Here is a 23,380-nt window from a genome sequence, read left to right as displayed (position 1 = left end):
AGTGCCTATTAAAAAGTACAAACCGACCTCTCCTGCACGTCGTAACATGTCGGTCTCGACTTTCGAAGAGATCACGACAAGTACACCGGAGAAATCGTTGCTTGCTCCACTTTTCAAAAAAGCTGGACGCAACAACCAAGGTAAAATTACGGTTCGTCACCATGGCGGCGGACACAAACGTAAATACCGTATCATCGACTTCAAACGTACTAAAGACGGTATCGTTGGTAACGTAGCTACGATCGAGTATGATCCAAACCGTTCTTCCAACATCGCTTTGATCCATTATGTTGATGGTGCAAAAGCATATATCATCGCTCCTAAAGGTTTGAAAGTTGGAGATCAAGTGGTATCTGGAGTAGGCTCTGATATTAAACCCGGCAATGCAATGCCGCTTGTTAATATCCCTGTCGGTACAGTTATCCACAACATCGAATTGAAACCAGGCAAAGGCGGACAACTTGTTCGTGCAGCTGGTACTAGTGCTCAACTTCTTGGTAAAGAAGAAAACTATGTATCCGTTCGTTTGTCTTCAGGTGAAGTTCGTCGTATCTTGAACACTTGCCGTGCAACAATTGGTTCTGTTGGTAACGAAGATCACGAACTCGTGAAAATCGGTAAAGCCGGCCGTAACCGTTGGTTGGGCAATCGTCCTACTGTACGTGGTGTTGTCATGAACCCTAACGATCACCCACACGGTGGTGGTGAAGGCCGTGCTCCAATCGGACGTAAATCTCCGTTGTCACCATGGGGTAAACCAACTCTTGGTTACAAAACACGTAAGAAGAAAAAAGCATCAAGCCAATACATTATTCGTCGTCGCACGAAATAATAGCTGCTTGATAAAAACCGCGTGATACGTAAGTATCGCTACCGCTTATTTGAAGGGAGGAACACAAATGGGTCGCAGTTTAAAGAAAGGTCCGTTTATTGACGGATACCTGCTTAAAAAAGTCGAGGTATTGAACGAAGCTGAGAAAAAGGTCGTTATCAAAACCTGGTCCCGCCGCTCGACCATTTTCCCACAATTCATAGGTCACACGTTTGCGGTATATGACGGACGCAAGCACGTGCCTGTATATGTAACGGAAGATATGGTTGGACACAAGCTTGGTGAATTTGCACCAACTCGTACGTATAAAGGCCATGCCGGTGAAGACAAAAAAACGGGCAGACGTTAATTTGCCCTTAAACATCTCTAACTGAACGAGAGGAGGTTCCTACATGCCAGAAGCTAAAGCGCACGCTAAATATATTCGTATTGCACCTCGTAAAGCACAGCTTGTTGCGGATTTGATTCGCGGTAAACAAGTTGGCGAAGCAATCGCGATTTTGCGTCACACGCCTAAGTCTGCATCCCCAATTTTGGAGAAGCTGTTGAACTCTGCGATTGCTAACGCTGAGCATAACTACCAGCTTGACGTGAACAAATTGGTTATCTCGCAAGCCTTTGTTAACCAAGGGCCAACGATGAAACGTTTCCGTCCACGTGCGATGGGTCGCGCAAGCCGGATCAATAAAAGAACCAGCCACATTACCTTGGTGGTATCTGAAAAATAAGGAGGGAATACGTGTGGGTCAAAAGGTAAATCCAATAGGCTTCCGGGTCGGTGTTATCCGTGATTGGGAGTCCAAATGGTTCGCTGGCAAAGATTTCGGCGATCTTCTTATGGAAGACGTTAAAATCCGTGAATATTTGAAAAACAAGCTGAAAGACGCAGCAGTTTCTCACATCGAGATCGAACGTGCAGCTAACCGCGTGAACGTTACGATTCAAACCGCAAAACCAGGTATGGTTATTGGTAAAGGCGGTTCAGAGGTAGAAAACCTACGTACTGAGCTTGGTAAAATTTCTAAAGGCAAAAAAGTTCACATCAACATTTCTGAAATCAAACATGCAGATCTTGACGCTATTCTTGTAGCTGAAAGCATTGCACAACAACTTGAGCGTCGTGTATCTTTCCGTCGCGCATTGAAGCAAGCAATTCAACGCTCCATGCGTTCAGGTGCTAAAGGGATCAAAACCGCAGTTAGCGGTCGTCTCGGTGGCGCGGAAATCGCACGTTCGGAAGGCTACAGCGAAGGAACAGTACCACTTCATACACTACGTGCAGATATCGATTATGGCACGGCTGAAGCGGCTACAACATACGGCCGTATCGGCGTAAAAGTATGGATCTATCGCGGCGAAGTCCTTCCGATTAAGAAGAAAGCTCCCCAGGAAGGAGGCAACTAATCATGTTGGTACCTAAACGTGTCAAACACCGCAAACAACAACGCGGTCATATGAAGGGTCGCGCTAAAGGCGGCACTACAGTAGCATTCGGTGAATTCGGTCTACAAGCTCTAGAACCATCATGGATCACAAACCGTCAGATTGAAGCGGCTCGTATCGCTATGACTCGCTACATTAAACGTGGCGGTAAAGTTTGGATCAAGATTTTCCCTGCAAAACCAATTACTCAAAAGCCTCTTGAAGTGCGTATGGGTAGTGGTAAAGGTAACGTTGAGAAATGGGTAGCCGTAGTTAAACCAGGTAAAATCCTGTTTGAACTTGCTGGTGTATCCGAAGAAACCGCTCGTGAAGCGATGCGTCTTGCGGCTCATAAATTGCCAATCAAGACTAAATTCGTGAAGCGTGAAGAAGTGGGTGGTGAAGCAAATGAAAGCTAGTGAATTTAGAAACCTAACCTCTGCTGAGCTTGAACAACAGGTCGCTGGTTTTAAAGAAGAGCTTTTCAATCTTCGTTTCCAACTGGCTACTGGCCAATTGGATAACCCGACTCGGATCCGTGATGTGCGTAAAGGAATCGCTCGTGCTAAAACGATTTTGCGTGAAAGAGAACTCGGAATTAGCAGCTAGTAAATCCCTTACATGAATGCATAATCATGGCTGAAGGAAGGAGGAAGAACATGAGCGAACGCAATGCCCGCAAAGTGTTAATTGGCAAAGTGGTAAGCGACAAGATGGATAAAACAATCGTAGTTGCTATTGAAACATATAAAAAACACGAATTGTACCATAAACGCATTAAAGTTACGAAAAAATTTAAAGCGCACGATGAAAATAACCAAGCGAAGATTGGCGACATCGTGAAAATCATGGAGACTCGTCCGCTATCGAAAGATAAGCGCTTCAGACTTGTGGAAGTTGTTGAAGTTGCTGTTATTATCTAATGAGCGTATGCAGTATCTGAGCATTTTTCCGAAAGGAGGACGTTGAAATGATTCAACCATTTTCGCGCTTAGCGGTTGCTGACAACTCTGGCGCAAAACAATTGATGTGTATCCGTGTACTTGGTGGAACGGGACGTCGCGTTGGACACATCGGCGATTTGATCGTTTGCTCAGTAAAACAAGCAACACCAGGCGGCGTTGTCAAAAAGGGTGACGTTGTTAAAGCGGTTATCGTTCGTACAAAACGTTCGGTTCGTCGTAAAGACGGTTCGTACATCGCATTTGACGAAAACGCAGCTGTTATCGTTAAAGAAGACAAAAGCCCACGTGGCACACGTATCTTTGGACCAGTTGCCCGTGAACTTCGCGATAGAGATTTCATGAAAATCGTATCGCTTGCTCCAGAAGTAATCTAACAACCTATATAAGCTTGAAAGCACAAGCGTGCAGGAGGTGTAACTCATGCCAAGGCTGAAAAAAGTACTCGAATCCCATAACAACAAATTGCACGTGAAAAAAGACGATACGGTTATCGTAATTACCGGTAAAGATAAAGGTAAGAAGGGCCGCGTTATCGCTGCATACCCGCGTGAAAATCGCGTTCTTGTAGAAGGTGTAAATACTGTTAAGAAACATACTCGTCCATCACAAGCTAACCCACAGGGCGGTATTATCGAACAAGAAGCACCAATTCACGTATCAAACGTTATGCATATCGATCCGAAGAGCGGTAAAGTAACACGTATCGGATACAAAGTGCTAGACAACGGCAAGAAAGTTCGGATCGCGAAACGTTCCGGAGAAGTAATCGACTAATCGTTACGGTAGGAAAGGAGGTCCATGATCAATGGCAGCAAGATTGAAAGGTCGTTTCTTAAACGAAATAACTCCTGCTCTTATGCAGAAGTTCAACTATACGTCTGTTATGCAAGTGCCGAAAATTGAGAAGGTAGTTATCAACATGGGGGTAGGCGAAGCGGTTTCCAATTCGAAAATCCTTGATGTAGCTGTTGAAGAACTACGTATCATTTCCGGTCAAAAACCAGTCGTTACTCGTGCGAAGAAGTCTATTGCAGGCTTTAAACTTCGTGAGAACATGCCAATCGGGGTTAAAGTTACTTTGCGCGGTGAGCGTATGTACCATTTCCTTGATAAACTGTTCAACATTTCTCTTCCGCGTGTACGTGACTTCCGCGGTGTATCAAACAAAGCTTTTGATGGCCGCGGTAACTATACGCTTGGTTTGAAAGAGCAATTGATATTCCCAGAGATCGAGTACGACAAAGTCGATAAAGTGCGCGGTATGGACATCGTCATCGTCACGACGGCAAAAACGGACGAAGAATCTCGTGAACTGCTGACCCAAATGGGCATGCCGTTTACGAAGTAATCCACTTTTAGGAGGTGTAATACCCAGTGGCAAAAACTTCGATGAAAGTGAAGCAACAACGCACACCGAAATTTAAAGTGCGCGCGTATACGCGCTGTGAGCGTTGCGGCCGTCCGCATTCTGTTTTGCAAAAGTTTAAAGTTTGCCGGATTTGTTTCCGTGAGTTAGCACATAAGGGCCAGATTCCTGGCGTTAAAAAAGCAAGCTGGTAATCAGCCTAGTTTGGGAAGGAGGTTAACACAATGGTTATGTCTGATCCGGTTGCAGATATGTTGACGCGTATTCGTAACGCGAATGTCGTTCGTCACGAGACCGTGGAAATGCCCGCTTCGAAAATGAAGAAGCAAATCGCTGAGATTTTGAAGCGCGAGGGTTTTATCCGCGACGCTGAATATATCGAAGACAACAAACAAGGGATTATCCGTATTTTCTTGAAATACGGCCCTAACCAAGAACGCGTTATTACTGGCTTGAAACGTATTTCAAAACCAGGCCTTCGCGTTTATACACAATCAACTGAAATCCCTCGTGTACTCGGTGGACTTGGAATTGCAATTATTTCCACTTCCAAAGGGATTATGACTGATAAAGAAGCTCGCCAAGTTAAATCTGGCGGCGAAGTAGTTTGCTACGTTTGGTAAGTAACAAGTCACAAAGATAGGAGGTGTAACAATGTCCCGTATTGGTCGCAAACCAATCCAAGTGCCTAACGGCGTAACAATCAGCTTGGACAACACAGTTATTACTGTAAAAGGACCGAAAGGCTCACTTTCTCGTGAAATTCACAAAGATATGGTTGTGAATGTAACTGAAACTGAAATCCTAGTAGAACGTCCTTCCGATAATAAATTGCATCGCTCGTTGCACGGAACAACTCGCAGCATCATCGCTAACATGGTGAGCGGCGTTACTGAAGGCTTCTCCAAGAACTTGGAGCTAGTTGGCGTAGGTTACCGTGCAAGCAAAACTGGAGACAAAATCACACTTAACGTTGGTTACTCTCACCCAGTTGAGATTACTCCAGATAGCGGCATCGAGTTTGACGTTCCTGCGAACACTAAGATTACTGTTCGTGGTATCGATAAAGAACTAGTTGGCGCAACTGCAGCGAAAATTCGTTCCGTACGTGAACCAGAACCGTATAAAGGTAAAGGTATCAAGTATGAAGGCGAACGCATCATCCGCAAAGAAGGTAAAGCTGGTAAGAAAAAATAAGCAAACGGTTCGTTTGCTTAAGATAGCGTCTTAAGGCTGAAAGAAAGGAGTGAACTTTGTATGATTACGAAAGGCGACAAAAACAAGGCTCGTCTGAAAAGACACCTTCGTGTTCGTAAAAAAATTAACGGTACAGCTGCACGTCCGCGTCTATCTGTATTCCGTTCCTCCAAGCATATGTATGCTCAATTAATCGACGATGTTTCAGGAGTAACAATCGTTTCTGCATCCACACAGGATAAAGAATTGACTGAAGCAATTGGCAACGGTGGTAACATCGATGCAGCTAGCAAAGTCGGAGAATTGATTGCGAAACGCGCTCAAGCTAAGGGTGTAACCCAAGTAGTATTTGATCGCGGCGGTTACTTGTATCACGGCAGAATTCAGGCACTTGCTACAGCAGCTCGTGAAGCTGGCCTAGAATTCTAATCGACTTTATTTATAAGGAGGTTAAACGACTTGCGTGTAGATCCAAATACGTTAGAACTGACTGAAAAAGTTGTTAATATCAATCGCGTATCTAAAGTTGTAAAAGGCGGACGCCGTTTCAGCTTTAGTGCACTAGTAGTAGTCGGCGACGGTAAAGGCTACGTTGGCGCAGGGATCGGTAAAGCAGGCGAAGTACCTGATGCAATCCGCAAAGGTATTGAAGATGCTAAGAAAAACCTGATCCACGTACCAATCGTTGGCACGACTATTCCCCATCTTGTACTCGGACATTTCGGTGCAGGTGAAGTTCTTTTGAAGCCAGCTTCAGAAGGTACTGGCGTTATCGCTGGCGGCCCAGTTCGTGCAGTTCTTGAACTTGCTGGTGTCGGCGACATCTTGACGAAATCGCTAGGTTCTTCGAACTCCATGAATATGGTTAATGCAACGCTTGAAGGTCTTTCCCGTCTTAAACGCGTGGAAGAAGTTGCTAAGCTTCGTGGAAAAACAGTCGAAGAGCTGTTACGCTAAGGAGGGAAATAAGATGGCAAAATTGCAAATCACCCTCGTTCGCAGTTTAATCGGTCGCAACGAGAAACAACGTGCAACGGTTGAGTCTTTCGGTCTTAAGAAGATTCGTCAAGCAGTTGTTTTGAACGATAGCCCAGCTGTCCGCGGCATGGTTAACACTGTTAGTCACTTGGTAAAAGTAGAAGAAGTACAAGAATAGATAGCTGTTCCAAGAAATAAATAAGGAGGTGCACGAACGATGAAATTGCATGAGCTAGCACCAGCACCGGGCTCAACCCAAGCGCCAAAGCGTAAAGGTCGCGGTATCGGTTCCGGTAACGGTAAAACCGCCGGTAAAGGTCACAAAGGTCAAAACGCTCGTTCCGGCGGCGGCGTTCGTCCTGGTTTCGAGGGCGGACAAAATCCTTTGTATCGTCGAGTGCCGAAACGCGGATTTAACAACCCGTTCCGCAAAGAGTACGCAATTGTCAACATTGAAGAGCTAAATGCTTTTGCAGCAGGTACTGAAGTCACTCCAGAAGTTCTCATCGAGACTGGGATCGTTAAGAACCCGCTCGCAGGAATCAAAATTTTGGGTAATGGTGAAGTTAGCGTTACACTTACTGTTAAAGCAAACAAGTTCTCTCAATCTGCGGTAGAGAAAATCCAGGCTGCCGGCGGTAAAACCGAGGTGATCTAATTGTTCAAGACCGTGTCCAATATTTGGAAAGTGGCGGATCTTCGTACAAGGATCCTCTTCACCCTTTTCATCCTATTAATATACCGCATCGGTGCTTTTATTCCGGTACCTGATGTAAACAAAGATGTGTTTAAGCAAGTTAATACAGCCGGTTCGGAACTGTTCGGCTTGCTTAACACGTTTTCCGGCGGTGCTTTGTTCCAATTCTCTATCTTCGCAATCGGAATTACCCCATATATTACAGCGTCGATTATCGTACAGTTGTTGTCTATGGATGTTATCCCGAAATTTGCTGAGTGGGCAAAGGAAGGCGAGAACGGTAAACGTAAGCTCGCACAAATCACTCGTTATGGTACGATTGTTCTTGGTATGATCCAAGGTTTCGCAACGGCGATCGGCTTTAACCGTCAATACGGTTATGAAATGATCGTTGGCGCAACATTCGTTGATTACTTGCTTATCGCTATTATCTTGACAGCAGGTACTGCTTTCTTGATGTGGCTGGGTGAGCAAATTACGGAAAAAGGAATCGGAAATGGTATTTCCATTCTTATCTTTGCAGCAATCGCAGCTGGTATTCCTGGACACATTCGTACGATCGTCGAAGATCAGTTCGTAGGTGCTCAAGACCAACTGTTCCTGAACATTATCAAAATGGTACTGATTCTGATTGCGATTATCGCAATCATCGTCGGTGTTATATTCGTACAGCAAGGTATTCGTAAAATTCCTGTTCAATACGCAAAACGTGTTGTTGGACGGAAAATGTACGGCGGACAATCGACGCACATTCCGATGAAAGTGAACGGCGCAGGCGTTATTCCGGTCATTTTCGCGGTTTCACTCATCATGTTCCCGGTTACGATTGCTCAGTTTTGGTCCACTCAGGGTTGGGCAGACTGGATTATTAAGAATATGAGCTATGACCAGCCGCTTGGTATGGTATTGTACGTATTATTAATCATCGGGTTTACCTTCTTCTACACTTTCGTTCAGATTAATCCGGTTCAAATGGCCGATCAAATGAAGAAAAATGGCGGATATATTCCAGGTATTCGTCCAGGAAAGCCAACTTCGTCTTACCTAACACGCGTTATGTCGCGTATTACGTTGACAGGTGCAATTTTCTTGGCGGTTATCTCAATCATTCCGGTATTCTTCGGGACACTTGCTGGATTACCTAAGTCAGTGCAGCTAGGTGGTACTTCATTACTAATCGTTATCGGTGTTGCACTTGATACGATGAAGCAAATCGAGAGCCAGTTGATCAAACGCCATTACAAAGGGTTTATCAATAAATAACAATAGGTTCTGACCGGGCTTCCGCGTTCGTCAACAGGCGCTCTGCGGCAGCCCGCCCGAGCCTATTGTGCTTAAAGCGAGGAACTCAGCAATGAACATTTTATTCATGGGCCCTCCGGGTGCCGGTAAAGGTACACAAGCTGAACGGATCGTAGAAGAGTTCGGTATTCCCCACATTTCCACTGGTGATGCATTCCGCCTCGCTATGAAACAAGGAACCGCACTCGGAATCAAAGCGAAAGAGTATGTCGATCAAGGCTTGCTCGTTCCCGATGAGATCACGAACGGCATTGTAAAGGAAAGACTTGAACAAGCCGATTGCAAAAATGGATTCTTGCTCGACGGGTTTCCTCGCACACTGCAACAAGCAGAAGCGCTAGATGTTATGCTTGCGGAGCTCGGACGCAGTATTGACCATGTTGTAAATTTAAAAGTTGATCGCAGCTTGCTGCTTGCTCGTTTGACGGGCAGACGCATATCGAAAACGACTGGTACGACTTATCATGTAATCTTTAATCCACCTAAGGTCGAAGGTATCTGCGACAAAGACGGCGGAGAATTGTATCAGCGTTCTGATGATACAGAGGAAAAGGTCGGAACTCGTTTGGATGAGTATACATCCAAAACCGCACCTCTACTCGATTACTACAGTGCTAAAGGTCTCCTTCGCGAAGTCGACGGCGAGAAGGACATTGATGTTGTAACATCAGACATCGTTTCCTGCTTGCGAGGTTCATTGTAATGATTATATGCAAATCCGAATCGGAGCTGCGTTATATGAGGGAAGCAGGACGCATTGTTGCGGAAACGCATCGATTGATGGCGCAGGCTGTGAAACCAGGCATCACTACTCGTGAGCTTGACCAAATCGCTGAAACGTACATTAAGAGTCAAAATGCGACTCCTTCCTTCAAAGGTTACAATGGTTTCCCTTCCAGCATTTGTGCTTCTGTGAATGATGAGCTGGTGCACGGCTTCCCTGGGTCACGCAAGTTGAACGAAGGCGATATAATTAGTATCGATATCGGTGCGCAATTTGAAGGCTATCACGGTGATTCAGCTTGGACCTATGCGGTAGGAGCTGTAACCCCTGAAGTTCAGAAGTTGCTCGATGTGACGGAAGCATCGCTTTATGCGGGGCTTGCGCTCGTCAAACCGGATATTAGGCTATATACAATTTCGCATGCTATTCAAAAGGTAATTGAAGATGCAGGATTCTCCGTAGTACGGGAATACGTAGGGCACGGAATCGGCGCGGACCTCCATGAGGAACCACAAATACCGAACTACGGCATACCAGATCGCGGACCTCGTCTGAAGACCGGAATGGTGCTTGCAATCGAACCAATGGTTAATATCGGTGAACGATATGTCCGGACGCTCGAAGACAATTGGACGGTTGTAACGGAAGACGGCTCATGGTGTGCTCATTTCGAGCATACAGTAGCTGTTACAGAGGACGGCTTTGAAATATTGACCATTTTGCCGCAGCAACCATAGTATGACGATGGAAGCTCGTCCCCAGATTGGTCAGTTCGTCAAAGTACTTCGCGGTAAAGATGAGGAAAGCTATGCTGTTATCCTAGCAATCGTTGATGAGCGATTCGTCATGATTGCCGATGGCCATAAGCGCCGATTCGATGGACCGAAGAAAAAGAACGTTCTGCATCTCGAGTTACAGCCTGCAATTAGTTCTGAGGTTTCAAGCAGTATGCAAGAGACCGGCAGGGTGACCAACGCAAAGTTACGTTATGCAATTCAGAAGTATTTAAATGCGAAAGGAGAATGACGGTTGGCTAAGGAAGACATCATTGAGGTCGAAGGTACGGTTATTGAACCGTTGCCGAATGCCACGTTCAAGGTGGAGCTGGAGAACGGTCATCAAATTCTCGCACATGTTTCCGGTAAGCTCAGAATGCACTTTATTCGCATCCTGACAGGAGACAAGGTGGTTATACAGTTATCGCCTTATGATTTATCAAAAGGGCGCATCACCTATCGTAAATAGGCTCAATTTGGGGCTTATTACGAAAGATTCGGGAGGTAATCACAATGAAGGTTAGACCTTCGGTAAAGCCGATCTGCGAAAAATGCAAAGTCATTCGTCGCAAAGGCAACGTTATGGTGATTTGTGAAAATCCGAAACACAAACAAAAACAAGGATAGAAGGAGGGGAATATAGCCTATGGCACGTATAGCTGGTGTAGACTTGCCGCGTGACAAACGCGTCGAAATCGCCCTGACATACATTTTCGGTATCGGCAAAACAACGTCGCAAAAACTTTTGAATACAGCTGAAGTTAGCTACGACACTCGTGTTCGTGACTTGACAGAAGACGAACTTGCTCGCCTTCGCGAAGCAATTGATAAATCTGTTAAAGTAGAAGGCGACTTGCGTCGTGAAATTTCACTTAACATTAAACGTCTGACTGAAATCGGATGCTACCGTGGACTTCGTCACCGTCGCGGCTTGCCTGTTCGCGGTCAACGTACTAAGACAAATGCACGTACGCGTAAAGGTCCTCGTCGGACTGTAGCTAACAAGAAGAAATAAGAAGGGAGGATAATGGACAATGGCTAAACCAAAAAAAGTCGTTCGTACAAAACGCCGCGACCGGAAGAATATTGAGACTGGCGTTGCGCACATTCGCTCGACATTCAACAATACGATCGTTACGATCACGGATCCTCACGGCAATGCAATTTCATGGGCAAGCTCTGGTAACATGGGCTTCAGAGGCTCACGTAAGAGCACGCCTTTCGCAGCTCAAATGGCTGCTGAAACAGCTGCTAAAGCTGCGATGGAGCATGGCATGAGAACTGTCGAAGTGATGGTAAAAGGACCAGGCGCTGGCCGCGAAGCTGCGATTCGTTCGCTTCAAGCTGCTGGATTGGAAGTTAACCTCATTAAAGACGTAACACCAGTTCCTCATAACGGATGCCGTCCTCCGAAACGTCGTCGCGTATAGTTGGATCTGATGTGGTATCAAATATCAACAACTTGTGAATAATGGTTGTGAAGGTTTGGCATACTACAAGGTTTGACTTAAAATAACGTAAGCTAACGGAGCGACGTTTGAAGGAGGGTACTATTAGTGATTGAGATCGAAAAGCCGAAAATCGAAACCGTAGAACTGAATGATGAGGGAACTTACGGACGTTTCGTCGTCGAGCCGCTTGAACGCGGATATGGCACGACGCTTGGGAATTCGCTTCGCCGAATTTTGTTGTCGTCGTTGCCGGGTGCAGCAGTAACTTCGGTTCAAATCGATGGAGTGCTTCACGAGTTCTCTACGGTTCCCGGAGTGATTGAGGATGTTACCGAAATCATTCTGAACCTGAAGGGCCTCTCGTTGAAAATCCACTCCGATGAAGAAAAGGTGTTGGAAATCGACGCGGATGGCGAAGGGAATATTACAGCGGGCGACATTCGAGCAGACAGCGATGTCGAGATTTTAAGCCCTGATCTTCACATCGCAACCTTGGCCTCCGGCGCGCGGCTCCATATGCGGGTATTTGCTAATCGGGGACGCGGTTACGTGCAAGCGGATCGCAACAAGAAAGACGAACAACCGATTGGTGTAATTCCTGTAGATTCGATTTACACGCCAATTACTCGTGTAAATTATAGCGTTGAAAATACGCGTGTTGGTCAAGTAACTAACTACGACAAGCTAACGCTTGAAGTATGGACTGACGGTAGTATTAGACCGGAAGAGGCTGTGAGCCTCGGCGCTAAAATTTTGACCGAGCATTTGGACTTGTTCGTTGGATTGACCGATGAAGCCAAAGACGCTGAAATAATGGTTGAGAAGGAAGAAGATAAGAAAGAGAAAGTTCTAGAGATGACGATCGAGGAACTTGATCTTTCCGTCCGTTCTTACAACTGCTTGAAACGCGCTGGAATCAACACGGTTCAAGAGCTAATTACGAAATCCGAAGAGGATATGATGAAGGTCCGTAACCTAGGCCGTAAATCCCTTGAGGAAGTTCAAGAGAAGCTTGAAGAGCTTGGTTTGGGCCTTCGCATGGAAGAGTAGTAACCAACTAGTGAAGACTTAAGAGCAAGGGAGGGGAAAACAAGATGGCATATCAAAAATTAGGACGTGACGCTAGTGCACGGAAAGCTTTGTTCCGTGACCTCGTTACTGACTTGTTCCTTTATGAGCGTATTCAAACGACTGAAGCTAAAGCGAAAGAAGTTCGTTCAATCGCTGAGAAGCTGATCACTAAAGCTAAGCAAGGTGATCTTCATGCTCGTCGTCAAGTAGCTGCTTATGTTCGTCGCGAAACTGTCGATGGTACACAAGACGCTATTCAAAAGCTATTCTCCGATCTAGCACCTCGCTATGCGGAGCGTGCAGGCGGCTACACGCGTATTCTAAAACTAGGACCCCGTCGCGGCGATGCTGCGCCTATGGTTTACCTAGAATTGGTTGACCGCGCGTAGGTTACCTAATAAATGAAATGTATAAGCTTGTCCACAGCGTTAAACCTTGTCCAAGCTTTATACGCGAGCGGTAAACGGCTTGTGCCTGCCAACGTGGGGGATGAGCTGCCAACGCAATAAAATATAAGTAAGTATTAGGGTCTCCCTATACTTCTTATATTTTAATGAAAAGGGTGGACCCTTGCGGCCACCTTTTTTTGTTTGAAAAGAATGATTTGTTATTCATGCCAGGGGCAATAGATGAGCTTGTGTGATACCTACAGGTGTCCATAAGGCTTAGCATCTTAGGTTCTCTTAGCAAGAGGGAATTTTGGACGTTTAGGTATCCCTATAGTTAAAGGGGGGATAGGTTGAGGAATATATGCGTAAAGGTCAGTTATGACGGGGCAGGCTTCAACGGTTTTCAGACGCAGCCTTACGGCAGAACGGTTCAGGGTGAAATAGAGAAGGCCATAAAGAAGCTGACGGGCGAGACGACCATTATTATTGGATCGGGTCGCACAGATGCGGGAGTGCATGCGCGGGGACAAATATTCAATTTCTATACGGAATCTACGATTCCGACAGAGAGATGGGCGATTGCGCTTAATACGCGGTTGCCGAAGGATATCGTCATTATAGAAGCATTCGATGTGCCAGAACATTTTCATGCAAGAAGATCCGCTAAGCGCAAAACGTATCGCTATACGATTGATACTGGTAAGTTTCCTGATGTATTTGGCCGACAATATCGCTTTCATCATCCGACGCCGCTTGATGTGGATGCGATGCGGGAAGGTCTCAGCTACCTAGTAGGTAAACATGACTTTACTTCCTTCACATCGATACATTCAACCAAGCCTCATCATATTCGTACGATCTATGAAGCAGATTTTGTTCAGGAAGGCCCAATCGTGCATATGTACGTGACAGGCAATGGTTTTCTGTACAATATGGTTCGAGTCATTATGGGAACTTTACTATGGGTTGGCGAAGGGAAGATGGCTTCATCGGAGATCAAAAACATCCTTGAGGGGCGAAATCGTTCGCTTGCTGGTCCTACGGCAATGCCGCATGGATTGATGTTGATGGATGTTGAATATTCCAGCGAAATACAGGGATAAATCACTATAAATTACTTGCACTTACTTATTCTTTATAGTAGAATATAACTTGTGCTTTCGAAGTGGCTAACCCACAGCCCCGACTGAGATTGTCACAAACTTGGCTATCAACAATGAACAAACAAATCAACGTTTACGTTGTTATAAAAACGATTAATGTATGAAATTAAGGAGGATCATCCATGCGTACCACTTATATGGCTAAATCAACTGAAGTTGATCGTAAATGGTTCGTCGTCGATGCGGAAGGCAAAACGCTAGGCCGCTTGGCGAGTGAAGTTGCTGCCCTGATCCGCGGCAAACACAAACCGACATTTACGCCACATGTTGATACAGGCGATTTCGTTGTTGTTATCAACGCTGAAAAAATCCATCTGACAGGTAAGAAAATGTCAGATAAAATTTACTACAGTCACTCCATGTACTCCGGCGGATTGAAATCCACTCCGGCTCAAGAGATGATTAAAAACAAGCCAGAACGCGTAATCGAACTGGCTGTACACGGCATGTTGCCTAAGAACCGTCTTGGTAACAAAATGAAGCTTAAACTTAAAGTATACGCAGGTGCTGAACATCCGCATCAAGCACAAAACCCTGAAGTTTACGAACTTCGCGGGTAATAAAGAGGAGGACAAGTTTCATGGCTCAAGTGCAATACTATGGAACCGGTCGTCGTAAACACTCTGTTGCACGTGTACGTCTTGTGCCGGGTGAAGGACGAATCATTATTAACAAACGCGACCTTAATGAATATTTTGGTCTAGAAACATTGAAGCTGATCGTAAAACAACCGCTTAACCTTACTGACACATTGTCTAACTACGATGTTCTAGTAATTGCTAACGGCGGCGGTATGTCCGGTCAAGCAGGCGCTATCCGTCACGGTATTTCACGTGCTTTGCTTAAAGCAGACCCTGAATTCCGTCCGGCTCTAAAACGTGCTGGCTTCCTAACTCGTGATCCGCGTATGAAAGAGCGTAAAAAATACGGTCTTAAAGCGGCTCGTCGCGCTCCACAATTCTCGAAACGTTAATACTTCAAAATGTCTTCTCTGCTTGCCAGAGAGGGCATTTTTTTGTTTAAAAACATTCAACTTATACTGATTTCCTCTTAAAACACCTTTGCTGATCGGAAGACGCATAAGGTGTTTTTTTGGTATGTCCATAAAAATTTCAAACTTTATTTCATTTTGGTTAAAACTTATATTGAACATTTCACTTTTTGGACGTATAATTTTTATACAGAGCAATTTACTAGGAATTAAAAATGGAGGACAAAAAAATGAACCTTTTTGAAAAAGAAGCGCTTATCAAACAAAAGGAAGTTGAACTGGAAAACGCAACACCGGAAGAAATTATTGCGTTTGCGGTAGAAACTTTCCCAAATATTACGTTTGCATGCAGCTTTGGTGCTGAAGATGTTGTGCTTGTTGATATGCTGCAGAAAATTAGCCCAAAAACGGACATTTTCTATTTAGATACGGATTACCATTTCAAAGAAACGTATGAAACTCGTGATTTGATGGCTAAGCGCTACCCAGGCATTCCATTCGTAGAAGTAAAGCCTGAAATTACACCTGAGGAGCAAGCTGCTCAGTTTGGCGAAGAGCTTTGGAAATCCGATGCGAACGCATGCTGCAACATTCGTAAAGTTAAACCATTAACCCAAATTCTTTCGAAATATGATGCTTGGATTACGGGTATTCGCCGCGATCAAGCACCTACTCGTGCGAATTCCAAAAAAATTGAGTACGACACAAAATTCGGGCTCGTTAAATTTAATCCAATCGCTCACTGGACATCCGAGGACGTATGGAACTATATTCGCGAGAATGATGTTATTTACAACCCATTGCATGATCAAAACTACCCGAGCATCGGCTGCGAGCAATGCACGCGCAAAGTAATGCCTGGTGAAGATCCACGCGCTGGACGCTGGGCAGGTCAAGAAAAAACAGAATGCGGATTGCATAAATAAGCACTCTCGAGGAGGAGCAATATCAATGAGTCAAATTCTACCGCACGGCGGCGTACTCGTTAACCGTGTCGCTACGGGCGAACAACGTGAAGCATTACTAGCTGAAGCTGCTACCCTTAAATCGATTGCGATCAACACTTGGGCCATATCGGACCTTGATTTGATCGCAGTTGGAGCATTTTCCCCACTTACTGGTTTTATGAACGAAGCTGATTACCAGTCCGTTGTGAAAGACATGCGTCTAGCAAATGGCACGGTTTGGAGCATTCCTATTACGCTTGCTGTAGAAGAAGCGAAGGCAGCAGATCTGTCCGCAGGAGAACGTGCAGCGCTAATCGGTGAAGATGGCGTAACATACGCAATTATCAGCATTGATAGCATCTATACGGTTGACCATAAAGTTGAATCAGTGAATGTGTTCAAGACTGATGATTTGGAGCACCCAGGTGTCCAAAAGCTGTTCGAACGCTCTTCCATAAATGTAGGCGGAGAAATTACGGTGCTGAACCGTCCGCAGCCTGAGAAGTTTAACGAGTTTTATTTTGACCCAGCGGAAACGCGTCGTTTATTTGCAGAAAAGGGATGGAAAACCGTTGTTGGCTTCCAAACTCGCAATCCGGTTCACCGCGCGCATGAATACATTCAAAAAACAGCAATGGAAATCGTTGATGCGCTTTTCCTCAATCCGCTCGTTGGTGAAACGAAATCGGATGATGTTCCTGCGAATGTACGGATGAAGAGCTATCTCGCACTGCTTGACAACTATTACCCGAAGGATCGTGTATTCCTTGGCGTATTCCCGGCAGCTATGCGTTACGCTGGGCCTCGTGAGGCGATCTTCCATGCTCTTGTTCGTAAAAACTATGGCTGTTCGCATTTTATTGTTGGACGCGATCATGCCGGTGTAGGCGACTACTATGGAACATACGAAGCACAGGATCTGCTCAAAACGATTCCAGTAGAAGATCTAGGCATTACTCCACTTTATTTCGAGCACAGCTTCTTCTGCAAAGAGTGCGGCAACATGGCTACATCAAAAACTTGCCCTCATGACAAGGAGCATCATTTGACGCTTTCGGGTACGAAGGTACGCGCATTGCTGCGCGATGGCATTTGCCCGCCGCCTGAGTTCTCCCGTCCTGAGGTTGCTAAAATACTGATTGAAGGCATGTCTGAGCAACCAGTAGTTTAATTAACCGAATAACTTAAGGTTTGTCTCATAAACGACCATCTCGTCCCATATAAATGAATGTGTGCATTTGGCTTGATTAAGCTGCTTGCTGCTGTATATTCATTTGATGGAAAACGGGGTGGTTTTTTTATGCGCCGAATTGATCGGCATGTTGTCATTTGGTTGACGTATAAAGGTTTAATTCGCATCAGTATCGGATTGCTGGTTATTGCACTAACGGGCATACTGCTTACACAATCGATGCCTTCAAAAAAAGCATGGTCTTATTGGACGCTGCCTTTGTCAGGCAAGACTATAGCCATTGATGCCGGGCATGGCGGGGCAGACGGCGGTGCGGTCAGTAAGCAGGGCATTATCGAAAAGGATTTGAACTTAGCGATTGCGCTTTATTTGCGCGATTATTTGCAGCAGGCTGGAGCGGTCGTCGTTATGACAAGGGAAGGCGATTACGATCTTGCAACGGGGGATTCAAGAGCCTATAGCAAGCGCAAGACAGAGGATTTAAAGAAGCGAGTGTCCCTTATTAAAAACAGCAATCCGGCCGCAGTCATAAGCATACATATGAACAGTATCCCTTCAGCTAAGTGGACGGGTGCACAAACCTTCTTTCATCCGGACAATCACCCAGACAATCGGATTCTCGCAACCTTTATACAAGATGAGATTAAACGCAATTTAGAAAATACGACAAGAGTTGCCGCTACCGTGAAGGATGTTTATGTGCTGAAGGCAATCGAGAACATCCCAACGGCACTCGTTGAGGTGGGCTTTCTATCTAACCCTGGGGAATCACAGCGGCTGGCGGATACGGAGTACCAAAGATCGGTAGCTGCGTCCATCTATGAGGGTATTCTGAGATATACTGCAGGGGAGAAGCTGAGCGGCAGCGTGCTGCAAGATGAGGTAACCGACAAGTAAGAAACCTTTCGCCGAAAATGAAGCAAAGCTGCACCCTATGACTTGGTTCATGGGCTTACTGTGTTATACTAACTATTATATAGTTTTAATTATATAAAGGTGGGACACAACCTATGTTGACACGAGAGCAAGTTATAGAGGCCGTCGAAATCGTGACGGCACAGCATAAAGCGGATGGGGTTACCATCCGTGATGTAATGGTTCGGGACCGTCAAGTTTCGATGACGGTCCTTGGGTCTGGCGCGGCAATGGAGCCCGCGCTGGAAGCCTCGCTCCGCGAGGCGCTGGCGCGCCTGGGCGCCGAAACCGTGCATTTCCGGTTTCGGGCCGAGGCAGCGCCTGCCGCAGGCGCAGGCGCGTCTACGCCGCCGCCAGCGGCAGCTGCAGCACCGGCTGCGGCTAGCGCCGGTGCTGGCAAATCTAGCGGCCCAGCGCCCGTTCAGGGGCACGGAGCCGGCCTAGCTAACCCGCTGCTGGATCCTGCCAGCGGGGTGCAGTTCATCGCCGTCGCGAGCGGCAAGGGCGGGGTCGGCAAATCGACAGTGACCGTCAACTTGGCGGTCGCTTTAGCCCGCAGGGGCAAGCGCGTCGGCATCATCGATGCGGATATCTACGGCTTCAGCGTGCCAGATATGATGGGGATTGAAGAGCGCCCGGATGTTGTGAATGAACGGGTCATCCCAATTGAGAAGTTTGGTGTTAAGGTGATGTCCATGGGCTTCTTCGTAGAGGACAACAGTCCAATCGTGTGGCGCGGACCGATGCTTGGCAAAATGCTGCGCAACTTCTTCCAAGAGATTGAATGGGGCGAGCTTGACTACCTGCTGCTAGACCTTCCGCCGGGTACGGGAGATGTGGCGCTTGATGTTCATCAGATTATTCCGCAAAGCAAAGAAATTATCGTAACTACCCCGCATGCTACAGCAGCATTCGTTGCAGCTAGGGCAGGCGCAATGGCGATTAAGACGGAACACGAAATCATTGGAATCGTTGAGAATATGTCCTATTTCGAATCTAAAGTTACCGGCGAGAGAGAATATGTATTTGGCCGCGGTGGCGGCGCACGCCTCGCAGAGACGCTTCATTCAGATCTGCTTGCTCAAATTCCACTGGGGGCGCCGGACAACCATGTATCTGAGCCTGACTTTGCACCGTCGGTATACAAAGCCGATACTGAAACAGGGAAGATGTACTTGGAGCTTGCAGACAGCGTATTAGCGAAATGCGGCAAATAGTCAAATAACAAAAGCCCGAACCGTTGTCTAAGGCAGCTAATCATTGCTGCCATGCGGACAACCTGTTCGGGCTTTTTTGAATTCATTTTATGCGATGAAAACAATACCTCTACCGCTACATAGCCGAATCGCCGCCTTGTTCATCACCGCCGCCTGAATCGTCTCCGCCGCCGCCTTCTTCATCAGACTTTTGCTCACCGCCTGATTCTTCTTTCTTTTTATCTACTTTCTGGTCTGGGCTTGGTTTAAGCTCTTCTTGTACCGCTTTTTTCATCAGATCAAGCACTTCAAGTCGAAACAATGGATTTTGCATCGCATCCTGCATAAGGGACATCACTTCCTTGCGGTATTGCGTACTTTGCAGCACCTCAAGAATCATTTTGTCCATTTCAGGGTTTTTAAGCACCTTAATTAAATCAGCTTGATAGGAGGGGTCCTTTATTAGTTCTTTATGGATTTGTTTATTTTGCTTATTAACGGATTTGGCAAATTCCCCCGCGAAACGTGGATCAACCATAAGCTTTTTGATTACCTTGTCGTACTGAGGAGAAATAAGGACATCCTTAACCGCTAAGCGAACCTCCTCCTGATCCTGCACAGACAGCAGCTTAGAGGTTTGGCCACTATAACCGGAAATTTGCTGTGATGACTCCTGCAGCGCTTTTTGCGCATCCTCTGTTTTGAGGATATCAATAACCATCGTTTTCAAATCCTTGTAGCTGACCTGCTCATTACTACCTCCAGAGGACTCGGCGCCACAGCCGGATAAAACAAATAACATGGCTGAAATAACCGAAAATAAAGCAAAGCTCTTTCGCATGATTCGCAAGCTCCTTCCTATGTCATTGCTGCTGCATACCGTTTGGATAAACAAATCGTTCGAAAAGTGATGGATCGTATAGTTATTATGTACAAAGTTCACCGGATTATCATGGACAGACTTTAGCTTTTTATTGTGAACGTGGTAAAATAAAGGGTAATGTGGATAACAGGAGGATAATGAACGTGAATTTAAAAAAGTGGTTCTTTTTATTTTGGAGCGGCATGGTAGTAGGCGGGCTTGCCTGCGTAATTACCGGGGCGTTGATGGCTTGGGTAGATCCGGAGTTTGGTTTCTTAGGCTTTAAGGCTGTCGGCTTTAATGCATTAATGATGGGTTTGGTTGGTTTAATGATTGGAGCGTTTAGCCAAATGGGCTTTTTCGCTTATTTAACGTTAAACTACATCGCTCTTAGCGTATTCGGCAAAAAATATTTATGGAATGCGCTGCAAGGCTATACGACGATATTCGCAGCAATAGGGCTGGGGTATATGTTGTATGAGCAGCGCCTGAACAACTGGTTTTTCTGGACATTGCCGCTTACCCTGCTTCTATTTTCTGTTGCAGTATCATGGTTCAAGGTTAAGCAAACGAACAAAACCGCTTTTGTGCCGACCATGTTTTTGATGTTCTTCATTACATTCATTGAGTCTTGGCCTGCGCTGCAAGGAGAAACGAACGTATCTGCTATTGTATTTATGATGGTTCCTTTATTCGTCTGCAATGCATACCAAATTATGATGATGCACCGTTTGGTCAAAAAACAAACAACCGACTCAGCAGCGATTGCTGCGAAGCCGGTCGTTTAACTTAATATTCTAGTTCAGCAGCATTAATTTGCGGGAATGTAGAGGATGTCTTGTCCTGCACCGCTTTGCCGTCAACCTCAGTTTGTGTGATGAGGTCGGTTACCGTAACAAACTCATAGCCTTTTTCACGCAGCTGATCAATAACGATCGGAAGCGCCTCATGTGTCTGCTTTACAGAATCACTCGCATGGAACAAAATGATGTCGCCAGGATGAGCACGCGTAACGACCCGATTAATAATTTTGTCGGTGCCGATGTTCATCCAGTCGAGTGAATCCGTATCCCACTGAATTACCTTATATTGCAGCTCTTCAGCAATGCGCAGTACCCTCTTGTCAAAATCTCCGTTAGGAAGTCGGATCAATTTCGGTTGTTTTCCCGTTACGTCGGATAAAATGGTGTGTGCAGTCGTAATTTGTTTGCGAATTTCTTCATCGCTAAGCTTGCTGTAATTATCATGTTTGTGGCCATGGCTGCCTATTTCATAACCAGCCTCTTGAATCTTTCTGACGATCTCGGGATGGGACTGGCTCCATGGTGAAGACAAGAAGAAGGTAGCCTGCTTAATGTTTTTCTCTTTTAGCACATTAAGAATGGGTTCCGTGCGTTTATCGCCCCAACTAATGTCAAAGGTAAGAGCAACAACCTTTTTGTCAGTGGGTACGCTGTAGATTGCAGCCGGCTGCTGCGGAGCAAAGACGGTGATGTTGTCACGTTCGGCGTAAATGATGCCAATGGAAAATACGACAGCGATAGCGATTAAGAAATACCTTTTCAACTTTCGGCCATTCAGAACATAAAAAACGTTCATTGGGAAGGGCACTCCTCTCTAATGGAAGCTTGTACAAAGATAAGAAAGTATAAATCCGACCTTTATACTTCACTTATCCTTAATTGCGAAACGAGTATTTGCCTCCATCGAAGGCTGCCGTCGTTTACGCTTGTAGTACAATCTATGCTCGTACTACAGAGATATTCATCCATCTTGCGAACTTACAAGCTGCGGAGGGGATAAAATGTTTAAATGGCGTTTGATTTGGGAGCATTTTAAGCAAATGAATCCCTATATAGCGTTTGGATCTATATTATTTTTAGCAGGCATGGTTATCGGAGGCACGAACCCGGCGTTCAGAGCTTTTCTTGATGAACAGCTGAAAGGGCTAGGACAGCTCGCTGAAATGATCGATGATTCCAAAAATCCAACGTTAACGATGATGATCTTCATTTTTTTGAATAATGCGGTCAAATCGATACTGGTTATGTACTTAGGTGCTTTGTTTGGGGTATTGCCGTTCTTTTTCTTAGTTGTAAATGGAATGATGATCGGTTATTTACTGAAAACGACAGCTGAGCTACATGGCGGCGGGTATGTGATGGAGCTTATTGTTAAAGGTTTGCTGCCGCACGGAATTCTGGAAATTCCCGCGATTATTATTGCATGTGCTTATGGCATGCGTTTTGGAGTACTCATCTTCAAAGCGGCCGGGTCTCTTGTATTTTCAAGATCTAAGACAGGGAATATAAGCCGAGAGCTTGAAAGCTTCGTTGTTCGTACCGTTCCTGTCATGGTTATTTTGACGATAACACTGCTTATTGCGGCGGTAATTGAAAGTACAATTACATTATGGTTGTTGCAGATGTAATAATTTTTCCAATATTTGAGCATAACAGTAAAGCAGTGTCGAAACGCATTTGCGTGAGACGTTGCTTTTTTGTTCGTTAAAGGACGATCAAGTTGCGCTTTTCAACTTAAGGAGGTCACTCACGGCTATGCTCGGAATACTATTCAACGATAAAGAATGCAAAGAACTCGACTACGTCCTTCGCAAAGAGCTGGATGAAATGCTGCTCGACTTGAATGATTCAAGATTAGATGGTGATATTAAGCAAGCGATAACCAGAAGATATAAGATCATCTTCCGTATGTATGCACGTATTGCCTCCCCGAAAGAGCTATCGCGTTATGCTTTAAATGCGCGTTCTTATCGATAAAATCAAGTTTTAAAACTTTTTTTAAAAAAGGGGTTGCATTTAATTGGGCCCCTGTGATATATTATTTCTTGTCGCCGCTGAGACACACGCGGTTGACACGAAAGAATGAATTGTTCTTTGAAAACTGAACAACGAGTAATAACTGCCTCGCAAATCCTTCGGGA

39 protein-coding genes are annotated in these 23,380 nt (G+C 45.5%); 37 read left to right on the top strand and 2 right to left on the bottom strand.

Annotation, left to right across the window (positions count from 1 at the left end):
• The first annotated feature begins 1 nt into the window (after position 1).
• The 34 genes from rplB to BK120_RS31285 all read left to right on the top strand — a co-directional run bounded on the left by rplB (position 2) and on the right by BK120_RS31285 (position 19,595).
• Positions 2-832: a 50S ribosomal protein L2 gene (gene rplB / locus BK120_RS31450; protein WP_076271428.1), complete on the top strand. Its 831-nt coding sequence runs from the start codon at positions 2-4 to the stop codon at positions 830-832.
• Positions 833-899: 67 nt separating this feature from the next.
• A complete protein-coding gene (gene rpsS / locus BK120_RS31445; RefSeq protein WP_053373902.1) occupies positions 900-1,181 on the top strand; it encodes a 30S ribosomal protein S19 in 282 nt (93 codons plus the stop codon).
• 43 nt (positions 1,182-1,224) lie between these two features.
• Positions 1,225-1,560, top strand: coding sequence for a 50S ribosomal protein L22 (gene rplV, locus BK120_RS31440; protein ID WP_076271427.1), 336 nt, complete (start codon positions 1,225-1,227; stop codon positions 1,558-1,560).
• A gap of 13 nt (positions 1,561-1,573) precedes the next feature.
• The gene (gene rpsC / locus BK120_RS31435) at positions 1,574-2,236 is read left to right on the top strand and encodes a 30S ribosomal protein S3 (RefSeq protein ID WP_054025321.1); all 663 of its coding nucleotides are present in this window, start codon (positions 1,574-1,576) and stop codon (positions 2,234-2,236) included.
• Positions 2,237-2,238: 2 nt separating this feature from the next.
• Positions 2,239-2,673 carry a 50S ribosomal protein L16 gene (gene rplP / locus BK120_RS31430; RefSeq protein WP_028609647.1) on the top strand — a complete coding sequence of 145 codons (435 nt, stop codon included), beginning with the start codon at positions 2,239-2,241 and terminating at the stop codon, positions 2,671-2,673.
• Positions 2,663-2,863 (top strand): 50S ribosomal protein L29, encoded by a 201-nt coding sequence (gene rpmC / locus BK120_RS31425; RefSeq protein ID WP_053373905.1) that lies wholly within the window; start codon positions 2,663-2,665, stop codon positions 2,861-2,863. Before rplP ends, rpmC begins: the two co-directional genes overlap by 11 nt.
• 50 nt (positions 2,864-2,913) lie before the next feature.
• Positions 2,914-3,177, top strand: a complete 264-nt coding sequence (rpsQ, locus tag BK120_RS31420) for a 30S ribosomal protein S17 (protein ID WP_076271426.1) — start codon at positions 2,914-2,916, stop codon at positions 3,175-3,177.
• A 47-nt stretch (positions 3,178-3,224) separates the two neighbouring features.
• A complete protein-coding gene (gene rplN / locus BK120_RS31415) occupies positions 3,225-3,593 on the top strand; it encodes a 50S ribosomal protein L14 (protein ID WP_076271425.1) in 369 nt (122 codons plus the stop codon).
• 46 nt (positions 3,594-3,639) lie between these two features.
• Positions 3,640-3,993 (top strand): 50S ribosomal protein L24, encoded by a 354-nt coding sequence (gene rplX, locus BK120_RS31410; protein ID WP_076271424.1) that lies wholly within the window; start codon positions 3,640-3,642, stop codon positions 3,991-3,993.
• 31 nt (positions 3,994-4,024) lie between these two features.
• Positions 4,025-4,567, top strand: a complete 543-nt coding sequence (rplE, locus tag BK120_RS31405) for a 50S ribosomal protein L5 (protein ID WP_053373908.1) — start codon at positions 4,025-4,027, stop codon at positions 4,565-4,567.
• A gap of 26 nt (positions 4,568-4,593) precedes the next feature.
• Positions 4,594-4,779 (top strand): type Z 30S ribosomal protein S14, encoded by a 186-nt coding sequence (locus BK120_RS31400; protein ID WP_054025317.1) that lies wholly within the window; start codon positions 4,594-4,596, stop codon positions 4,777-4,779.
• A gap of 30 nt (positions 4,780-4,809) precedes the next feature.
• A complete protein-coding gene (rpsH, locus tag BK120_RS31395) occupies positions 4,810-5,208 on the top strand; it encodes a 30S ribosomal protein S8 (RefSeq protein WP_053373909.1) in 399 nt (132 codons plus the stop codon).
• A gap of 31 nt (positions 5,209-5,239) precedes the next feature.
• Positions 5,240-5,782, top strand: coding sequence for a 50S ribosomal protein L6 (rplF, locus tag BK120_RS31390; protein WP_076271423.1), 543 nt, complete (start codon positions 5,240-5,242; stop codon positions 5,780-5,782).
• A gap of 60 nt (positions 5,783-5,842) precedes the next feature.
• Positions 5,843-6,211 carry a 50S ribosomal protein L18 gene (rplR, locus tag BK120_RS31385; RefSeq protein WP_054025315.1) on the top strand — a complete coding sequence of 123 codons (369 nt, stop codon included), beginning with the start codon at positions 5,843-5,845 and terminating at the stop codon, positions 6,209-6,211.
• A 30-nt stretch (positions 6,212-6,241) separates the two neighbouring features.
• A complete protein-coding gene (gene rpsE, locus BK120_RS31380) occupies positions 6,242-6,739 on the top strand; it encodes a 30S ribosomal protein S5 (RefSeq protein WP_054025314.1) in 498 nt (165 codons plus the stop codon).
• Between the two features lie 13 nt (positions 6,740-6,752).
• Positions 6,753-6,938, top strand: a complete 186-nt coding sequence (gene rpmD / locus BK120_RS35770) for a 50S ribosomal protein L30 (protein ID WP_076271422.1) — start codon at positions 6,753-6,755, stop codon at positions 6,936-6,938.
• 39 nt (positions 6,939-6,977) lie between these two features.
• On the top strand, positions 6,978-7,418 hold the full coding sequence (gene rplO, locus BK120_RS31370; RefSeq protein WP_053373914.1) for a 50S ribosomal protein L15: 441 nt from the start codon (positions 6,978-6,980) through the stop codon (positions 7,416-7,418).
• Positions 7,419-8,720 (top strand): preprotein translocase subunit SecY, encoded by a 1,302-nt coding sequence (gene secY / locus BK120_RS31365; protein WP_076271421.1) that lies wholly within the window; start codon positions 7,419-7,421, stop codon positions 8,718-8,720.
• Between the two features lie 91 nt (positions 8,721-8,811).
• Entirely contained in the window at positions 8,812-9,462 is a 651-nt protein-coding gene (locus BK120_RS31360) for an adenylate kinase (RefSeq protein WP_076271420.1), read from the top strand.
• A complete protein-coding gene (map, locus tag BK120_RS31355; RefSeq protein ID WP_076271419.1) occupies positions 9,462-10,220 on the top strand; it encodes a type I methionyl aminopeptidase in 759 nt (252 codons plus the stop codon). Before BK120_RS31360 ends, map begins: the two co-directional genes overlap by 1 nt.
• A 7-nt stretch (positions 10,221-10,227) precedes the next feature.
• Positions 10,228-10,509 (top strand): KOW domain-containing RNA-binding protein, encoded by a 282-nt coding sequence (locus BK120_RS31350; protein WP_144376900.1) that lies wholly within the window; start codon positions 10,228-10,230, stop codon positions 10,507-10,509.
• A gap of 3 nt (positions 10,510-10,512) precedes the next feature.
• Positions 10,513-10,728, top strand: coding sequence for a translation initiation factor IF-1 (gene infA, locus BK120_RS31345; protein ID WP_053373919.1), 216 nt, complete (start codon positions 10,513-10,515; stop codon positions 10,726-10,728).
• Between the two features lie 44 nt (positions 10,729-10,772).
• The gene (gene rpmJ / locus BK120_RS31340) at positions 10,773-10,886 is read left to right on the top strand and encodes a 50S ribosomal protein L36 (RefSeq protein WP_003333770.1); all 114 of its coding nucleotides are present in this window, start codon (positions 10,773-10,775) and stop codon (positions 10,884-10,886) included.
• A gap of 19 nt (positions 10,887-10,905) precedes the next feature.
• The gene (gene rpsM / locus BK120_RS31335) at positions 10,906-11,274 is read left to right on the top strand and encodes a 30S ribosomal protein S13 (RefSeq protein WP_054025308.1); all 369 of its coding nucleotides are present in this window, start codon (positions 10,906-10,908) and stop codon (positions 11,272-11,274) included.
• Positions 11,275-11,293: 19 nt separating this feature from the next.
• Complete coding sequence (gene rpsK / locus BK120_RS31330) at positions 11,294-11,689, top strand: 30S ribosomal protein S11 (RefSeq protein ID WP_054025307.1); 396 nt, start codon at positions 11,294-11,296, stop codon at positions 11,687-11,689.
• A 126-nt stretch (positions 11,690-11,815) separates the two neighbouring features.
• Positions 11,816-12,760 carry a DNA-directed RNA polymerase subunit alpha gene (locus tag BK120_RS31325; RefSeq protein WP_053373922.1) on the top strand — a complete coding sequence of 315 codons (945 nt, stop codon included), beginning with the start codon at positions 11,816-11,818 and terminating at the stop codon, positions 12,758-12,760.
• A gap of 44 nt (positions 12,761-12,804) precedes the next feature.
• Positions 12,805-13,170: a 50S ribosomal protein L17 gene (gene rplQ / locus BK120_RS31320; protein WP_076271417.1), complete on the top strand. Its 366-nt coding sequence runs from the start codon at positions 12,805-12,807 to the stop codon at positions 13,168-13,170.
• A 350-nt stretch (positions 13,171-13,520) separates the two neighbouring features.
• Complete coding sequence (gene truA, locus BK120_RS31315; RefSeq protein ID WP_054025305.1) at positions 13,521-14,273, top strand: tRNA pseudouridine(38-40) synthase TruA; 753 nt, start codon at positions 13,521-13,523, stop codon at positions 14,271-14,273.
• Between the two features lie 182 nt (positions 14,274-14,455).
• On the top strand, positions 14,456-14,893 hold the full coding sequence (rplM, locus tag BK120_RS31310; protein WP_054025304.1) for a 50S ribosomal protein L13: 438 nt from the start codon (positions 14,456-14,458) through the stop codon (positions 14,891-14,893).
• Positions 14,894-14,913: 20 nt separating this feature from the next.
• Positions 14,914-15,306: a 30S ribosomal protein S9 gene (gene rpsI / locus BK120_RS31305; RefSeq protein WP_054025303.1), complete on the top strand. Its 393-nt coding sequence runs from the start codon at positions 14,914-14,916 to the stop codon at positions 15,304-15,306.
• Between the two features lie 248 nt (positions 15,307-15,554).
• Positions 15,555-16,250, top strand: a complete 696-nt coding sequence (locus BK120_RS31300; protein WP_076271416.1) for a phosphoadenylyl-sulfate reductase — start codon at positions 15,555-15,557, stop codon at positions 16,248-16,250.
• A gap of 25 nt (positions 16,251-16,275) precedes the next feature.
• Positions 16,276-17,442: a sulfate adenylyltransferase gene (gene sat / locus BK120_RS31295; RefSeq protein WP_076271415.1), complete on the top strand. Its 1,167-nt coding sequence runs from the start codon at positions 16,276-16,278 to the stop codon at positions 17,440-17,442.
• Between the two features lie 129 nt (positions 17,443-17,571).
• A complete protein-coding gene (cwlD, locus tag BK120_RS31290) occupies positions 17,572-18,360 on the top strand; it encodes an N-acetylmuramoyl-L-alanine amidase CwlD (protein ID WP_076271459.1) in 789 nt (262 codons plus the stop codon).
• 113 nt (positions 18,361-18,473) lie between these two features.
• Positions 18,474-19,595 carry a P-loop NTPase gene (locus BK120_RS31285; protein ID WP_076271414.1) on the top strand — a complete coding sequence of 374 codons (1,122 nt, stop codon included), beginning with the start codon at positions 18,474-18,476 and terminating at the stop codon, positions 19,593-19,595.
• Between the two features lie 115 nt (positions 19,596-19,710).
• Here BK120_RS31285 and gerD read toward each other — a convergent pair whose 3' ends face one another.
• Positions 19,711-20,415, bottom strand: a complete 705-nt coding sequence (gene gerD, locus BK120_RS31280; protein WP_076271413.1) for a spore germination lipoprotein GerD — start codon at positions 20,413-20,415, stop codon at positions 19,711-19,713.
• Between the two features lie 185 nt (positions 20,416-20,600).
• Here gerD and BK120_RS31275 point away from each other — a divergent pair, with 185 nt between their 5' ends.
• Complete coding sequence (locus BK120_RS31275; RefSeq protein ID WP_076271412.1) at positions 20,601-21,224, top strand: KinB-signaling pathway activation protein; 624 nt, start codon at positions 20,601-20,603, stop codon at positions 21,222-21,224.
• A 1-nt stretch (position 21,225) separates the two neighbouring features.
• On the opposite strand, the gene pdaB is transcribed toward BK120_RS31275, so the two are convergent.
• Complete coding sequence (pdaB, locus tag BK120_RS31270) at positions 21,226-22,035, bottom strand: polysaccharide deacetylase family sporulation protein PdaB (protein WP_076271411.1); 810 nt, start codon at positions 22,033-22,035, stop codon at positions 21,226-21,228.
• Positions 22,036-22,240: 205 nt separating this feature from the next.
• Here pdaB and BK120_RS31265 point away from each other — a divergent pair, with 205 nt between their 5' ends.
• Positions 22,241-22,867: a stage II sporulation protein M gene (locus BK120_RS31265; protein ID WP_076271410.1), complete on the top strand. Its 627-nt coding sequence runs from the start codon at positions 22,241-22,243 to the stop codon at positions 22,865-22,867.
• A gap of 127 nt (positions 22,868-22,994) precedes the next feature.
• A complete protein-coding gene (locus BK120_RS31260) occupies positions 22,995-23,216 on the top strand; it encodes a hypothetical protein (RefSeq protein ID WP_053373934.1) in 222 nt (73 codons plus the stop codon).
• Positions 23,217-23,380 lie beyond the last annotated feature (164 nt).

The organism is Paenibacillus sp. FSL A5-0031, from assembly GCF_001956295.1.
GTDB lineage: Bacteria > Bacillota > Bacilli > Paenibacillales > Paenibacillaceae > Pristimantibacillus.
The sequence above is the reverse complement of the archived record's forward strand: the minus strand, read 5'-3'. Positions and strand labels throughout refer to the sequence as shown.

Bases quoted from the DNA above. Each gene is read 5' to 3' on its own strand.
- rpmC (WP_053373905.1), top strand. From the start codon at position 2,663: ATGAAAGCTAGTGAATTTAGAAACCTAACCTCTGCTGAGCTTGAACAA.
- rplX (WP_076271424.1), top strand. From the start codon at position 3,640: ATGCCAAGGCTGAAAAAAGTACTCGAATCCCATAACAACAAATTGCAC.
- rplQ (WP_076271417.1), top strand. From the start codon at position 12,805: ATGGCATATCAAAAATTAGGACGTGACGCTAGTGCACGGAAAGCTTTG.
- rplV (WP_076271427.1), top strand. From the start codon at position 1,225: ATGCCAGAAGCTAAAGCGCACGCTAAATATATTCGTATTGCACCTCGT.
- rplR (WP_054025315.1), top strand. From the start codon at position 5,843: ATGATTACGAAAGGCGACAAAAACAAGGCTCGTCTGAAAAGACACCTT.
- rplE (WP_053373908.1), top strand. From the start codon at position 4,025: ATGGCAGCAAGATTGAAAGGTCGTTTCTTAAACGAAATAACTCCTGCT.
- sat (WP_076271415.1), top strand. From the start codon at position 16,276: ATGAGTCAAATTCTACCGCACGGCGGCGTACTCGTTAACCGTGTCGCT.
- rpmJ (WP_003333770.1), top strand. From the start codon at position 10,773: ATGAAGGTTAGACCTTCGGTAAAGCCGATCTGCGAAAAATGCAAAGTC.
- BK120_RS31350 (WP_144376900.1), top strand. From the start codon at position 10,228: ATGGAAGCTCGTCCCCAGATTGGTCAGTTCGTCAAAGTACTTCGCGGT.
- gerD (WP_076271413.1), bottom strand. From the start codon at position 20,415: ATGCGAAAGAGCTTTGCTTTATTTTCGGTTATTTCAGCCATGTTATTT.
- rpsH (WP_053373909.1), top strand. From the start codon at position 4,810: ATGGTTATGTCTGATCCGGTTGCAGATATGTTGACGCGTATTCGTAAC.
- rpsS (WP_053373902.1), top strand. From the start codon at position 900: ATGGGTCGCAGTTTAAAGAAAGGTCCGTTTATTGACGGATACCTGCTT.
- rpsQ (WP_076271426.1), top strand. From the start codon at position 2,914: ATGAGCGAACGCAATGCCCGCAAAGTGTTAATTGGCAAAGTGGTAAGC.
- rplP (WP_028609647.1), top strand. From the start codon at position 2,239: ATGTTGGTACCTAAACGTGTCAAACACCGCAAACAACAACGCGGTCAT.
- rpsK (WP_054025307.1), top strand. From the start codon at position 11,294: ATGGCTAAACCAAAAAAAGTCGTTCGTACAAAACGCCGCGACCGGAAG.
- rpsM (WP_054025308.1), top strand. From the start codon at position 10,906: ATGGCACGTATAGCTGGTGTAGACTTGCCGCGTGACAAACGCGTCGAA.
- rpsI (WP_054025303.1), top strand. From the start codon at position 14,914: ATGGCTCAAGTGCAATACTATGGAACCGGTCGTCGTAAACACTCTGTT.
- BK120_RS31360 (WP_076271420.1), top strand. From the start codon at position 8,812: ATGAACATTTTATTCATGGGCCCTCCGGGTGCCGGTAAAGGTACACAA.
- cwlD (WP_076271459.1), top strand. From the start codon at position 17,572: ATGCGCCGAATTGATCGGCATGTTGTCATTTGGTTGACGTATAAAGGT.
- BK120_RS31300 (WP_076271416.1), top strand. From the start codon at position 15,555: ATGAACCTTTTTGAAAAAGAAGCGCTTATCAAACAAAAGGAAGTTGAA.
- rplO (WP_053373914.1), top strand. From the start codon at position 6,978: ATGAAATTGCATGAGCTAGCACCAGCACCGGGCTCAACCCAAGCGCCA.
- BK120_RS31265 (WP_076271410.1), top strand. From the start codon at position 22,241: ATGTTTAAATGGCGTTTGATTTGGGAGCATTTTAAGCAAATGAATCCC.
- rplF (WP_076271423.1), top strand. From the start codon at position 5,240: ATGTCCCGTATTGGTCGCAAACCAATCCAAGTGCCTAACGGCGTAACA.
- pdaB (WP_076271411.1), bottom strand. From the start codon at position 22,035: ATGAACGTTTTTTATGTTCTGAATGGCCGAAAGTTGAAAAGGTATTTC.
- BK120_RS31260 (WP_053373934.1), top strand. From the start codon at position 22,995: ATGCTCGGAATACTATTCAACGATAAAGAATGCAAAGAACTCGACTAC.
- rplN (WP_076271425.1), top strand. From the start codon at position 3,225: ATGATTCAACCATTTTCGCGCTTAGCGGTTGCTGACAACTCTGGCGCA.
- rplM (WP_054025304.1), top strand. From the start codon at position 14,456: ATGCGTACCACTTATATGGCTAAATCAACTGAAGTTGATCGTAAATGG.
- BK120_RS31285 (WP_076271414.1), top strand. From the start codon at position 18,474: ATGTTGACACGAGAGCAAGTTATAGAGGCCGTCGAAATCGTGACGGCA.
- map (WP_076271419.1), top strand. From the start codon at position 9,462: ATGATTATATGCAAATCCGAATCGGAGCTGCGTTATATGAGGGAAGCA.
- rpmD (WP_076271422.1), top strand. From the start codon at position 6,753: ATGGCAAAATTGCAAATCACCCTCGTTCGCAGTTTAATCGGTCGCAAC.